The following is a 13809-nucleotide window of genomic DNA, read 5'->3' as shown; positions in this document are numbered from 1 at the left end:
CCGCTAGCGCGACTCGTGCGGCGGGCGCGTCGTCTCTGCGGTCTGGCGGCGATAAGCCGACGGTGACTGCCCGCTGAACTGGGTGAAGCAGCGGGTGAACGCGCTGAGGCTCTCGAAGCCGACCGCGGTGGCAGTGGCCTGCACCGACTGTCCCGGCTCTGTCAGCAACGCCATCGCCCGGAGCATTCGGGCGTTGAGAAGGTAAGTCCGCCAAGATAATCCGATGGACTCCTGGAACAGCCGGCGTAGCGACCGCTCCGACACCGAGACGGCGCGGCTCACCTGTTCGGCCGTTGCCGAGGCCAGATGTGCTTTTGTGTAGGCCATCGCCGCGGCGACGATCGGGTGCTCGGACGTCGGCAGGCTCAGTGGCGCTTCATGGTCCAGCGCCTCGGCCACCAGATGCGCGAAGGTGCGAAAGAATCCGTCCGACACGGCATCGCCGGCCGGCCGGTCGATGGGCCACCGCAACGCGTAGATCATCATCTCGCGGATCAGCGGGGAAACGGCGATGATGCGTGCCCGATCCGACCGGTCCGCGATCAGGCCGGGATCGAACATCACGGCAACGGTCTTGACGTCCGGGTTCATCACCGCCTGATGGGGCAGGCCCGCCGGTATCCAGGCGGCCTGTTGCGGCGGCAGCAGATAGTGGGCCACATCGGTTTCCACCTCGACCAGGCCGTGCAGCGCGTATTCGATCTGGTGGACCTCATGTGAGTGCCAGCCGGTGATCAGCGCGTCGCCCTCGTAGAGGTAGCTGCCACCGAGGGCGCGGCCACCGCGGCGCAGCTCGATCACCGGCCGCTCGGACATTTTGGCCGTTTGGGATAAACCTCTGTCCGAAAGTGCAGAGACGGTCACGTCTGTAGACGGTACTACTGAGACATGCAGACCGACGACCTCATCCTCGTGAGCATCGACGACCACGTCGTGGAGCCGCCCGACATGTTCGTCAACCATGTTCCGGACAAGTACAAGCCCGAGGCGCCGATCGTCGTCACCGACGACAAAGGCGTCGACCAGTGGATGTACCAGGGCCGCCCGCAAGGGGTGAGCGGACTCAACGCCGTGGTCTCGTGGCCGGCCGAGGAGTGGGGCCGCGATCCCGCCGGGTTCGCCGAAATGCGTCCCGGCGTCTATGACGTGCATGAACGGGTACGGGACATGAACCGGAACGGCATCCTGGCCTCGATGTGCTTCCCGACCTTCACCGGTTTCTCCGCCCGGCACCTGAACATGCACCGCGAAGAGGCCACCCTGGTGATGGTCTCGGCGTACAACGACTGGCACATCGATGAATGGGCCGGTTCCTACCCGGACCGGTTCATCCCCATCGCGATTCTGCCGACCTGGAATCCCGAGGCGATGTGCCGCGAGATCCGGCGGGTCGCCGCGAAGGGCTGCCGGGCCGTGACCATGCCCGAGTTGCCGCACCTGGAGGGCCTGCCCAGCTACTTCGACGAGGACTACTGGGGCCCGGTGTTCCGGACCCTGTCCGAGGAGAACGTCGTGATGTGTCTGCACATCGGCACCGGCTTCGGCGCGATAAGTATGGCCCCGAATGCGCCCATTGATAACTTGATCATCCTGGCCACTCAGGTGTCGGCGATGTGTGCCCAGGACCTGTTGTGGGGCCCGGCGATGCGCAACTACCCGGACCTGAAATTCGCGTTCTCCGAGGGCGGCATCGGCTGGATCCCGTTCTATCTGGATCGCAGCGACCGGCACTACACCAACCAGAAATGGCTGCGCCGCGACTTCGGGGACAAGCTGCCCAGCGACGTCTTCCGTGAGCATTCACTGGCGTGCTACGTCACCGACAAGACGTCGCTCAAGCTCCGTCACGAGATCGGCATCGACATCATCGCCTGGGAGTGCGACTACCCGCACTCGGACTGCTTCTGGCCCGACGCCCCCGAGCAGGTGCTGGCCGAGCTGAATGCCGCGGGCGCAAGCGATTCCGACATCAACAAGATCACCTGGGAGAACTCCTGCCGGTTCTTCGGCTGGGACCCGTTCAAGCTGACCCCGAAGGACCAGGCGACAGCAGGCGCCCTGCGCGCCAAGGCCGCCGACGTCGACGTGTCGATCCGGCCGCGTGCGGAGTGGGCCCGGTTGTACGAGCGGAAGCAGCTGACCGGCGCGTAGACCGTGACCGATGTGGGCAATGATGACCACTGTGAATGAACGCAACGGGCGCGTCGCCGCTGCTCTTCGGCAGGCAGGGATCGAACCCGAGATTCGGATCCTCGACGCCGACGTGAAGACCGCGGCCGCCGCGGCAGAACAACTCGGTTGTGCGGTCGCGGCCATCGCGAACAGTCTGGTCTTCGAGTGCGACGGCGAACCGCTGTTGGTGATGTCCAGCGGCGGTAATCGGGTGGACACCGCGCGGCTCGCCACCATTCTCGGTGCGAATGCCATCACCAAGGCCACGCCGCAGCGGGTACTGGAAGCGACCGGGCAGGTGATCGGAGGCGTCGCGCCCACCGGACATCCCGGGCGGCTGCGGACCGTCGTCGATCAGACGCTCGCCCACCATCCGGTGATCTGGGCTGCGGCGGGCACCGCCAATTCGGTGATGCCGTTGACTTATGCGCAGCTGTTGGTTGTCACAGACGGCCTGGAGGCGGTTGTGCGCTGACCGACGCCGACTTCAGCCGCGGGTCAGTTCGGCGTAGCGGGTCACGTGGTGGTCGGTCGAACCGTATTCGTACTGAACGGCGGTGAGCCGCTTGAAGTAATGGCCGATCGCGAGTTCTTCGGTCATTCCCATGCCGCCGTGCAGCTGTACGGCGTTCTGGCCGATGAACCGCGCGGCGCGGCCGATGGTGGCCTTGGCCGCGGACACCGAACGTGCTCGGGTGTGCGCATCGGCGCCCAGGTTGAGCACTGCCAGGTAGACCGCCGACACGGACTGTTCGAGCTCCATGTGCATGTCGACCATCCGATGCTGCAGCGCCTGGAAACTGCCGATCGGCTGGCCGAACTGCTGGCGCTGCTTGGCGTATTCGACCGTGTCGGCCAACACCTTTCGCATGTTGCCGACGGCTTCGGCGCACACAGCGGCGGCACCCTCGTCGCGCGCCTGGGCGATCGACGGCCAGGCCTCGCCTTCGGCGCCCAGCAGCGCGTCCCCGGGCAGCCGGACGTCGCGGAGTTCCAGATCGGCCGCGCGACGGTCGTCGACGGTGCGGTAGCTGTGCAGGACCAGTCCCTCCCGGGGCCCGGAGATGTCGACCAGGAACAGCGAGATGCCGCCCGCGGTCTGCGCGGTGACGAGCAGATGCGTGGCCAACGGTGCATTCACCACCATGATCTTGTCGCCGCGCAGTACCCAGCCGTCGCCGTCGCGGGAGGCGGTCGTGTGGACGTCCTGCCACCGGTCACCGCTGTGGGCCTCGGCCGCGGCGAGCGCGACAACCGCTGTGCCGGAGGCGATTTCCTCCAAAACGGGAGTGGCGGCCGGGCTACCGGAGCGCAGCAGCAGACCGGCCGCGACCACCGCGGTGTCCACGTACGGTTCGATGGCAAGGGCGCGGCCCAGCGCTTCGGCGATCAGCATCACCTCGACGGGGCCACCGCCGATGCCGCCTACTTCCTCGGGCAGCGCGGCACCGAGGATGCCGAGTTCCTCGGCGAACGACTGCCAGATGTCGGGCTGCCAGCCCGGGCCGGATTTCGCTGCCGCCCGGCTGGTTTCGAGGTCGTACCGGCCGGCCAGGAACTTGGACAGGCCGTCCCGGAGAAGTTCCTGTTCCGCGGAGAAGGTGAAGTCCATCTACAGCCCCAATTCTGCTTTGGCGAGGATATTGCGCTGAATTTCGTTGCTGCCGGCGTAGATCGACCCGGCCCGGTCGTTGAAGTACCGCAGTGGCGCGACCGCCTGCCAGGCCTCGCCACTGACGTAACCGTCTGGGGGAGGGGTGAATTCGGCGACCGGACCGCCGGGGCGGGTGGCATGCGGCTGGTACGCGCGGCCACGGGGCCCGGCGGCCTCCATGGCCAGTTCGGTCAAGGTCTGGCTCAACTCCGTGGACAGCACCTTCAACATCGACGACGCTGCGCCCGGATGCCCGCCGCCGGCAAGCGCGGCCAACACCCGGTATTCGAGAATCTCGAGCACTTCCGTACGGATTCGCGCGTCGGCGAGCTTGCGGGAGAACGCGGCATCGTCGACAAGTGGGCCGCCATCGGGGCCCGGCGCGTGCGCCGCCGCGGTGGCGATCTCGTCGGCCAGCACCTGCAGACCCGGCGCGGCGGCACCGCCGCCGCGCTCGAATTCGAGCAGGTACTTCGCGACGGTCCAGCCGTCGTCGATCTGTCCGATGACGTTGCTCTTGGGCACCCGGACCTCGTCGAAGAACACCTGGTTCTGGACCTCTTCGCCGGACGTCATCACCAGCGGCCGGATCTCGATGCCCGGCGTGCTCATGTCGATCAGCACGAAGGTGATGCCCTGTTGCTTCTTCGCGGTGCGGGTGGTGCGCACCAGCGCGAACATCCAGTTGGCCTCGGTGGCGTGGGTGGTCCAGATCTTGCTGCCGGTGCACACCAGGTCGTCGCCGTCGGAGACGGCGGCCATGCTCAGCGCCGCCAGGTCGGACCCTGCTTCCGGCTCGGAGTAGCCCTGGCAGAAGAAGACCTCGCCGGTCAGGATGCGGGGCAAGAAGTAGTCCTTCTGTTCGGCGGTGCCGAAACGGATGATCGCGTGGGCCACCATGCGGATGCCCATCGGGGACAGTGACGGCGCGCCGGCCAGGGTCGACTCGCGGCTGAAGATGTAGTGCTGCGTCAGGCTCCAATCGCAGCCGCCGTATTCGACCGGCCAGGCCGGTGCCGCCCAGCCGCGTTCGTGGAGGATGCGCTGCCAGGCGAGGCTCGCGTCGTGATCGCTGTAGACGCTGGTCATGAGACGGCCGGCTTCTTGGATGTCCGGCGTCAGGTTTTCCTGCAGAAACGTACGTACTTCATCGCGGAATGCCAGATCGCTGGCCGACCAATTGAGGTCCATGCAGACTCCTCTGTCGCTTGGGCTGATGGCAGCCTAGCAACAAAGAAGTGTACTTAGTTAGCGATGTGGGTTCAGGTGGCGGTGTGCTCCACGGGGTTTGTCTGCCGCGTCGACACCGAGGCCATGAAAGCCAGATGGTGGTCCAGAGATTCCGCGGTGACGATCGCCGGCATCAGGACACGCCACTGCTGGGTGAACCGGTCGCGTAGATCCTGGCCGTCGGATGCGGCACTCGACATCAGCTCCGCGCCGAGGATCCAGGCCACCAGCGTGCCCGCGACATCGGCGGGGTCTGCGCCGGGGCGGAGATCGCCGTCCGTCTCGGCGCGCTTGATGTCCGAGGTGAACTGGTCGACGAAGTTGACGTAGCTGTGTCGTGCGGTCGGGTTGAACCCCGCGAATGTGCGCAGCAGTTTGGTGCCGGCCTGGGCGGTCCGGTTGGTCGCCAGCAGATCACTGGTGGTGAACGTGCCGACGATCAGTGACTCCATCGCGCTGTGCTCCGAGTCCCGCGCAGACTGGAACACGTTGTACAGCAGAACCATTGCCTCTTCGATGATGACAGTGGCCAGCGCTTCTTTGGAATCGAAATGGTAGTAGAGCGCGCCCTTGGTCAGCTCGGCGCGTTCGATGATGTCAGCCAATCCGGCGGCGGGATAACCGATCTCATTGATCAAATCGACAGCAGAGTCAATGATCTTGCGTCGGGTCACTTCGGATCGCGGCTGGCGCCCCATTCGTCGATCACCTTCCGTCAGCGCGCGTTCAGTGGCTAGCCCCCCGGATCATCCTAAGGGTGCCATAACGTAGGCCGTTGTTGGTGTCGTTCATTCCGCGAGTATGTAAAGTAGCCCAACGGCGAAATCGATCCCTGGCTGTCGGATTGTGGCAATTCGCTCACGCTTAACTCAGGGAATTCAGGTTGGATTGGGACGCAGAAGTTGACGTGCTGTGCGTCGGCGCCGGTATCGGTGGCCTGGCCACAGCCATTGCCGCGGTGGACGCCGCCGCAGATGTGATGGTTGCCGGAGCGCTGCACGCCGAACACGGGCGGTGGCTGCGTGGCGACGATGTGCACTGCGTCACTCTGGGCGCCGTCCTCGACGCGCGGATCGACGAGTTCGGCGTGCCGCGCGCGAATCCCGACGACGAGTCCGCCCCGGAAGCCGACGGACCCGGCGAGGTCGAAGCGGCCGAGCCGGAATCCGATGCGCAGCCCGATGCCACCGCCGTCTATTTCGCCGCGGTGACCGCCGAGGTCGAAGTCGGCGCGAGCGCACCGCCGTCGAACGGCCGGTCGGTGCCGGCCCGTGCCGTGCGCGAGCCGACGGAGTCCGAGACGCACACGCGCACCATCGAGACGTTCTTCGGCGCGCAACTGCTCGACTGGGCCCGGGTGTGCCTGGACTCCGCCACCGGCGCGCTCTACAGCACGGTTCGCGGCTGGTCCGCGGAGACCCAGCGCGACGCGACGGGCAAGACGCTCCGGCTGGCCTCCCTGGGCGCCATTGAATGGAGCACCGGCGACGGACCGGACGAACTGTTCGACTGGCTCGCGGAGGCGGCGGCTGAACGCGACATCGCGGTGAGTGCGGCCAGCACGCTGCAGGCGCTGCTGTTCGAGGACCGCCGGATGATCGGAGCGGAACTGAACACCCCCGACGGGCCGTACTTCGTACGTGCACGCCACGCCGTCGTGATCTCGCCCGATTTCACCGGCGGTGGCGTCCCCGCCGAGACCGACGCCGCGCCACCGGCCGGCGCCCTCGAGGTCTGTATCGTGGGTCGGCCCGCCAGCAGATTCGCCCGTGTGGAACTGGTTGCGCGCTAGCGCTGTTCGGTTCACATCTCGCTGGTGAACCGGATCGGCACCCGTCCCTTGCGGTACAGCGTCGCCATCTGATCGCCCGGCAGTGGCCGCGACAGCAGGAACCCCTGCGCCCGGTAGCAGCCGTGGCGCAGCAATGTCATTGCGGCAGCTTTGGTTTCGACCCCCTCGGCGACGATCTGAAGTCCGAACGAGTCGGCCAGCGCGATGATCGCCCGGACGATCGCCAGATCGCCGGGGTTGGACCCGAGGTCGGTCACGAAACTGCGATCGATCTTGAGGATGTCGACGGGCAGCGACTTGAGGTGGGACAGCACGCTGTATCCGGTGCCGAAGTCGTCGATCGCCAACCGAACCCCGGTGCGGCGCAGATCGGCCAGGGTGGCGCGGGAGGATTCACTGTCCTGGACGACGACGTTCTCCGTGATCTCCAGGCACACCGATCCGCGGTCGAGACCGAATTCGTCGAGGATGTCGGCCACCGACTCGGCGAAGCCGTCGGTGACCAGCTGGACCGGGGAGACGTTGACGCGCAACTCGAAATCGTCGCGATCATCGGAGTCGTCACCGCCGGGTTTCGATGCCTGGAAGTCCTCGCGCCACCGGGCGAACTCACGGCATGCCGTGCGCAGTACCCAACGGCCCAATTCGCCTGCCAGGTTGATCGATTCGGCGATACCGATGAATGCGGCCGGGGGGAGTAGCCCGCGGGTCGGGTGGTCCCAGCGCACGAGCGCTTCGGTCGCGAGCAGCTTCCCGGTCCGCATGTCGATTTCCGGTAGATAGTTCAACAGCAGCGCGCCGTTCTCGATGACGTCCTGCAGATGCAGCTCGATGTCGTTGCGGTAGGCCGTTTCCAGGGACATCTCGGTGGTGAACACCGCGACGCGGTCGCCGCCGGCAGACTTTGCGCTCAAGACGGCTTGGTCGGCCCGGCGCAACAGGTCGGAGGAGTTGTCGGAGCCCGGAATACCGGACGCGACGCCGACACTCACTGCCCGCGTGAGCCGTTCGCCGTCGATCCAGACGCGGCGGCGCAGCGAGTCCTGAAGCTGGTAGGCGAGTGCTTCGGCCTTGTCCGCGGATATCGGCTCTGCCGGGACGACCACGAACTCGTCACCGCCGAGCCGGGCGATCACGGTCTTGCTGTCGACCCCCTCGGTGAGGCGCTGGGCGAAGACACGGATGAACGAATCACCCGCACTGTGCCCCAGATAGTCATTGATGGCCTTGAGTCGATCAAGGTCGAAGAAGAGGGCGGTCACCGGCCCGGGTTGGCCCGGCTGCAGCCGGGCATCGAGATGGGCGATGAGGGCGCGCCGGTTGTTCAGGCCGGTCAGGTCATCGTGTTCGGCCAGGTACCGGAGCTGCTCCTCGGCGAGTACCCGGGATTGGGCCTGGGTCAACAGCGAAGCGATGGCCTGCAGTGCGTTGATCTCTTCGGTGACCCATTCGCGGTTGCCGTACTTGACGAAGCCCAGTGCTCCGGTGGTGCGTTCGCCGGACACCAAAGGCGTTGCTGCAAGTGATATCTGGGGAACGTTGCGGTCCGCCTCGATGCGGCGCTGGTAGTCGTCGGGCTCCGGGTCGGGCCGCACGATGAGCGGTGTCTTGCGGTGCTCGGTCTCCGCGAAGACCGGGTCGGCGTCGGCGAAGTACACCACGCGCAGCGGATCGGGTTCCGGAATCTCCGGCCGCAGTGGCCATTCCGCGACGAGTATCGAAGCACCGATCTCATGGTCATTGCGGCGCAGGAAGCTGACGTCGACGCCGAAGTAGTTGACCAGGATCTCCAGAACGTCCGTGTACACCTTGGTGGAGTTGCTGGAGTCCGCCGCCATCAACCGCGTCGCAACCTCCGTGACCACGCGATCCAGTGAAGGGGGAGACTCGTCGATGGACATGAGACGATCAGCTTAACCTGCGCCGACCTCGAAGGCGGTGCTCCTGCGGCTCGGTACCGAAGCCCGTGGCGCGGCCGATATTCGGAGCGCGAGCACCACCGTCTCGTCCTGTCCTTTGCTGATCAACGTATTGAACGTGCCCTGTAGTCGGCGTAGTTCGTCGGCGTACTTGCTGGAGAGTTCGCCGAGCTCGGTTCCGGTGTGGGCGTAGAGGAACGGCGGCGACATCGGCTGCACGGCCAGTCCGGCGGCCTGCGCCGCCATCCACACGGCGACCATGGCGGCACCGCCACGCGCGAGGTCGCTCAGCGCCGCGCCACGGGTCAGTACCGTGACGACCGCACTGCTCGAACGCATGCGATCACGTGTGTCGTCCCCGAGTACCGTGCCGGCATCCCAGTCGTCGAGTGCCGCAACGACGTCGGTCCGGCGCAGCAGCGGCAGGACGGCCAGATCGCCGGAACCGAGACCGAGCGAACGGACATCGATGCCGAAATCCAGGTCGTCTCCGGGCCAGCGCAGTTCCGAGATCATCTCGCGGTGCAGTGTGGGGGTGAGGTAGCGAATCCGGTCGGCGTCGGCGAAGACCGTTGCCACGTGTGCGATCTCGTCGTGGTCGACCATGACATGCGCGCGGGCGTCGTATTGCTGCGCCACCCGTGACAATGTTCCGGCCACTTCGGGTGCCAGCGGTGCGCCTGTCCCGCGGTGGCGGTTGGTCTCCCGCTCGAAGACTCCGGGGTACCACCGTGCAAGCTCAGGAGCCGCGCCCGGCCGCAGCCGGAGGGCGACCTGCAGCGGGTGCGCGCCGTCGGGCTCGGTGTAGGTCACGTCGGTGGCAAAACCGTTGGCGGCGGCAGCAACTCGCGCGTTGAACGCCGCGGCGCCGACGGCGACAGCACTGCCCCGGAAGCCGATGTCCATCGCCGACGTGCGTGCGGGGTCGATGCCGATGGCGAGTCCGTCGGCCGCCGCCGCGATGTGCCACGGCTGGGAATTGCCGCCCGACGGCGCGCGGATCGCAGCGGCGACGGCGGCGTCGATGACCTGACCGAGCCCGGTGGAGACCGCACCTGACGTCGGTACGTCGACGTCGGCGGGTGGGGTCGGTCGGGTGGGTTCGGCCAACTCGCCGAGCAGACCGCCGATGTCGACCTGGGTCCGCCCCGACGCCAGGGGTTCGTCCAGCCCGATCCGGCGGATGGCTTCCAAAACGGTTGCCGCTCCCACGGTTACGTCACCGACGAGTTGGGGCCAGGCCGACAGGGTTCGGCCCACCTCGAGTAGGGACGCACCCATTCGCGGCGAAACTCCGGCCGGGTCGAAGACCTGCATGAGGTACGGCAGCTTTTCCGCGATCGGCAGGCCCGCCATCGTCTCGGGGTCGATGTCGCCGAGCAGTCCGTGGAAGACCGGACGGCTGGGGTCGATATCGAAGCGTTCGACGTCGATCAGGCCGCGGTCGCTGGTGGCCATCAGCACCGGGATGCCGCGGGCCCGGGCGCCGTGGCGCAGGTGCAGTTTCATCTCCAGCGAGTCACACTGCTCGACCAGTACGTCGAGTCCGTCGAGGAACGGCGCCAGGGACTCGGCGCTCAATCCGGCGGTCGAATACCGGACTGCGAGGTAAGGATCGAGCTCGGCGATCCGGCGCATGGCGGCGGTCGCCTTGTTGAGGCCGATGTCGAAAACCGTTGCGGGAATGCGGTTGAGATTGGACACGCCCAGCGCGTCGAAATCGGTCAGCCGGAGCTCGCCGCAGAACCCCGCCACGGCGAGCGAATGAGCGATGAGATGGCCCGAGCTCAGTCCGACGATGCCGATGCGAAGGCGGCCCAGGCGGTCCTGTTCGCCGCTGGTGGCCAGATGCCGGTTTCGGTCCAGGCGCAGGCGACGATAGGACCGTGGGCCCAGCAGCTTCAGCACGGCCGCGCGCCACGGGTAGTAGACCCAGCGGGCGGGTTCGTCGAGAAGATCGGACGTGGGCGCCGGCCGGAGTTCGGCCAGCGCGGCGAACTGGTCGGCCCAGGTGTCGACGGTGTTCACCGCCGGATCGCGCAGCAGTTCTTCGAGTGCTTCCGCGTCGGCGGGGTTCTGGGGATCGAGGATGGAGATGTGGTTGGGGTCCAGCGCTGCCATCAACCGGCGACCAGCCTGGTTGATATCGCGTCGATCTCGTGCAGAGCCTTCGTAATCTGCTCCGGCTGGGAATGATTGACCATGGTCCGTCGATCCCACCACATCATCTTGGTGCGGTAGCGCTCGTCGGGGTACGGCGTGGCCGGAATGGGCGCCACCACGCCGCCGCCGGATTTCCACAATTCCAGGACGTGCTGGGCCGCCGTGGCCATCACGAACTGCACGCCCATGACGCTGGTCGCGTGGTACGCGGTGCGGGCCAGGAGATTGGTGATGGCGTGCTGGCTGGCCCGATTGTCGGACACCCACGCGGTTTTCATCTCCATGACGCCGAATGGCACCCGGTCGTTGATCATCTTGCGCACCGTGGCCAGTCCCGGCCGGCCGGCCCACTCCACTACGGCATGAGAGTCATCGGCACAGCTGAGTGGGGCTTTGGCGCGCAGGCCGCCGACCATGTTGGCCCTGCGGTCGAGGACCGTCCAGAACAGTGCGGTGTCCGCGCCGTCGCGGATCGCGGCAGCGTCGACGGCCGATTCGACACCGTGCCGGCGATAACTCTGCTCAGCCGCATCGACGTAGCGGTTCCAGAGTTCTGGGTCGGTGTCGGGTTGCGACAGCACCACGCTGCAATCGGTATCGGCGTCGGACCAGACGATGTTTTCGGGAAAGCGAATATCGACGCTGGATTCGTATTCGACATACTCCACCGACATCGTTGCCCCATTCGTTTCGAGCAGTCACTGCAACGTCAGTTGGCAGTCGGTTGCGGTAAACGCATCGCGCGCGGACTGCATTCCCTAATTCAGTATCGGGGTTGTTGGGGTCCTGCAGCCAGCTAGTGGTGAAACGTTGTCTGTCGACCTCCGACGTACCGAAGTATTGGTCGAAACGAGTGTGCTGGGGCGCAGGACGTTGGCAATCCCGAATATCTCTATATTTGCAGGTTAGCCTATACGATGCGCGGAGACGGCGAACTTTGAGCGGCTAAGTAGGTGGCGTCGGCCGAAAATCTGTGCATTGTGCTGCCCTGACGGACGCGTTAGAAGTATTAGCGGTGCGGCCCGGGACGCGGCCGCTTGGAGAGGGGCAAGCGTGAAGGTCTTCGACAATCTGTCCGAGTTCGTCGCAGCAGCAGGTAGTCAGCTTGGGCCGACGGAGTGGATGGAAATCACTCAGGAGCGGGTGAATCTGTTCGCCGATGCCACCGATGATCACCAGTGGATTCACATCGATCCTGAGCGCGCCGCCGCGGGCCCGTTCGGCGGCACAATTGCTCATGGTTTGCTGACGCTTTCACTGCTACCGCATTTCATGCACCAGCTCTATCGCGTCGACAACGTCGCACTGGCCGTCAATTACGGATATAACAAGGTGCGATTCATCACACCGGTCAAGGTCGGAGCAAACGTTCGCGCGGGTGCCGTCATTTCAAAAGTCGACGAGCTGGACGGTGCCGTTCAGGCGACCATGACAGCGACCGTCGAAATCGAGGGATCGGACAAGCCGGCCGCCGTGGTCGAGTCGATCGTGCGAATCATCGGATGATTGCTGGTGGCGGCCACGTGACAGCGCGGCCCGGGGCGCTGAGCTGTCGTGTCAGCGGCCCGAAGCCGAGCGCTGCGCCGCCTTCACCAGGCCACCGCCGATGATCAGACGCTGAATCTCGCTGGTGCCCTCGTACAGTCGCAGCAGACGCACGTCGCGGTAGATCCGTTCGACGGGCACGTCGCGCATGTACCCACTGCCGCCGTGCACCTGCACGGCCAGGTCGGCGACCCTGCCGACCATCTCGGTGCAGAAGAGCTTCGCAGCCGACGGCGCGATCCGGCGGTCGGCGCCGCTGACCCATGATTGCGCGGCGTCGCGGACGAGGGCCCGCCCGGCCATCACACCGGTCTGCATGTCCGCCAGCATCGCCTGCACCAGCTGGAATTCGCCGATCGCGGTACCGCCCTGGGTGGCGGTCGCGGCGTACGTCACCGACTCGTCGAGGGCACGTTGCGCCGCGCCCACCGCCACCGCGGCGATGTGCACCCGGCCTCGGGCCAATGACGTCAGCGCGGCGCGGTAGCCGATGTCCACGTTGCCGCCGATGAGCGCATCCGGGCCGACTCGGACGTCATCGAAGGTGATGTCGGAGGTCCAGGCCCCTTCCTGGCCCATCTTCGCGTCTTTCGGCCCGACCACGACGCCGGGGGCGTCGGCGGGGACGAGGAACACGGCGATGCCGGGCCCGTCGTCGTCGGCCGGCCGGGTCCGGGCGAACACCACGAACAGGTTCGCGGTCGGCGCGTTGGTGATGAACCGCTTGTGGCCGGTGATGATCCAGCCGTCCCCGTCGGCCACGGCCTTGGTGCGCAGGCCTGCGGGGTTGGAGCCGGCTCCGGACTCTGTCAGTGCGAACGACGCCACGCAGTCTCCGCTGGCGATCGGTTCCAGCCAGCGCTGTTTCTGTGTGTCGGTGCCGAACGCGACCAGCACCTGGCCGGCGATCCCGTTGTTGGTGCCGAACATCGAGCGCACGGCCAGCGTGGTGTAGCCCAACTCCATCGCCATCTCGACGTCCTGGACCAGATCGAGTCCCAGGCCGCCCCACTCCTGCGGGATGGCATAGCCGAACAGGCCCATGTTCTTGGCCTGATCGCGGATGTCGTCGGGCACCCGGTTCTCGTTCATGATCTCCAGTTCGCGTGGCACGACTGCGGTGCGGACGAACTGGCGCGTCGCGTCGAGGATGTCGCGAAAATCCTGATCGCTGACTTCTGCGGCGGGTGAACCGGTGGGTTCGGCCATGTCGGGGGTCTCCTTGTGCAACACGAGGGCGCTTCTGGTTTGATGCAAGAAATATCATATTTTATGTATGAAGCCGGTCGAGGGGTCTGCTGACCTGACCGGTCAAGTCGATCAGGAGGAGTGCA

The 13809-nt window shown here is 66.1% G+C and carries 12 protein-coding genes; 4 read left to right on the top strand and 8 right to left on the bottom strand.

Annotated elements, in window-relative coordinates; translation table 11 throughout:
• Positions 1-3 precede the first annotated feature (3 nt).
• Entirely contained in the window at positions 4-816 is an 813-nt protein-coding gene (locus tag QRN63_RS20585; RefSeq protein WP_285032511.1) for an AraC family transcriptional regulator, read from the bottom strand.
• Positions 817-888: 72 nt separating this feature from the next.
• Between QRN63_RS20585 and QRN63_RS20580 the strand changes: the two genes are divergently transcribed.
• Positions 889-2151: an amidohydrolase family protein gene (locus QRN63_RS20580; RefSeq protein WP_267316488.1), complete on the top strand. Its 1263-nt coding sequence runs from the start codon at positions 889-891 to the stop codon at positions 2149-2151.
• A gap of 22 nt (positions 2152-2173) precedes the next feature.
• Positions 2174-2647, top strand: a complete 474-nt coding sequence (locus QRN63_RS20575; protein WP_267316489.1) for a YbaK/EbsC family protein — start codon at positions 2174-2176, stop codon at positions 2645-2647.
• A 12-nt stretch (positions 2648-2659) separates the two neighbouring features.
• Here QRN63_RS20575 and QRN63_RS20570 read toward each other — a convergent pair whose 3' ends face one another.
• The 3 genes from QRN63_RS20570 to QRN63_RS20560 all read right to left on the bottom strand — a co-directional run bounded on the left by QRN63_RS20570 (position 2660) and on the right by QRN63_RS20560 (position 5754).
• Complete coding sequence (locus QRN63_RS20570) at positions 2660-3784, bottom strand: acyl-CoA dehydrogenase family protein (RefSeq protein WP_267316490.1); 1125 nt, start codon at positions 3782-3784, stop codon at positions 2660-2662.
• Positions 3785-5017, bottom strand: a complete 1233-nt coding sequence (locus QRN63_RS20565) for an acyl-CoA dehydrogenase family protein (protein ID WP_285032510.1) — start codon at positions 5015-5017, stop codon at positions 3785-3787.
• A gap of 71 nt (positions 5018-5088) precedes the next feature.
• The gene (locus tag QRN63_RS20560) at positions 5089-5754 is read right to left on the bottom strand and encodes a ScbR family autoregulator-binding transcription factor (protein WP_285032509.1); all 666 of its coding nucleotides are present in this window, start codon (positions 5752-5754) and stop codon (positions 5089-5091) included.
• Between the two features lie 185 nt (positions 5755-5939).
• Between QRN63_RS20560 and QRN63_RS20555 the strand changes: the two genes are divergently transcribed.
• Complete coding sequence (locus QRN63_RS20555; RefSeq protein ID WP_285032508.1) at positions 5940-6848, top strand: hypothetical protein; 909 nt, start codon at positions 5940-5942, stop codon at positions 6846-6848.
• Between the two features lie 11 nt (positions 6849-6859).
• Here the strand turns inward: QRN63_RS20555 and QRN63_RS20550 are convergent, their stop codons facing one another.
• The 3 genes from QRN63_RS20550 to QRN63_RS20540 are packed head-to-tail and all read right to left on the bottom strand — an operon-like array spanning position 6860 to position 11604.
• Positions 6860-8749, bottom strand: coding sequence for a putative bifunctional diguanylate cyclase/phosphodiesterase (locus tag QRN63_RS20550; protein WP_267316494.1), 1890 nt, complete (start codon positions 8747-8749; stop codon positions 6860-6862).
• A 12-nt stretch (positions 8750-8761) separates the two neighbouring features.
• Positions 8762-10888: an Rv1355c family protein gene (locus QRN63_RS20545; RefSeq protein WP_285032507.1), complete on the bottom strand. Its 2127-nt coding sequence runs from the start codon at positions 10886-10888 to the stop codon at positions 8762-8764.
• Complete coding sequence (locus tag QRN63_RS20540) at positions 10888-11604, bottom strand: hypothetical protein (protein ID WP_267316496.1); 717 nt, start codon at positions 11602-11604, stop codon at positions 10888-10890. Before QRN63_RS20540 ends, QRN63_RS20545 begins: the two co-directional genes overlap by 1 nt.
• 379 nt (positions 11605-11983) lie before the next feature.
• Between QRN63_RS20540 and QRN63_RS20535 the strand changes: the two genes are divergently transcribed.
• Positions 11984-12436: a MaoC family dehydratase gene (locus QRN63_RS20535; protein WP_285032506.1), complete on the top strand. Its 453-nt coding sequence runs from the start codon at positions 11984-11986 to the stop codon at positions 12434-12436.
• Positions 12437-12487: 51 nt separating this feature from the next.
• Here QRN63_RS20535 and QRN63_RS20530 read toward each other — a convergent pair whose 3' ends face one another.
• Positions 12488-13684, bottom strand: coding sequence for an acyl-CoA dehydrogenase family protein (locus QRN63_RS20530; RefSeq protein WP_285032505.1), 1197 nt, complete (start codon positions 13682-13684; stop codon positions 12488-12490).
• Positions 13685-13809 lie beyond the last annotated feature (125 nt).

The sequence above is a fragment of the Mycolicibacterium sp. lyk4-40-TYG-92 genome (genome assembly GCF_030209435.1).
In the GTDB taxonomy this organism is placed as follows: Bacteria; Actinomycetota; Actinomycetes; order Mycobacteriales; family Mycobacteriaceae; genus Mycobacterium.
The sequence above is the reverse complement of the archived record's forward strand: the minus strand, read 5'-3'. Positions and strand labels throughout refer to the sequence as shown.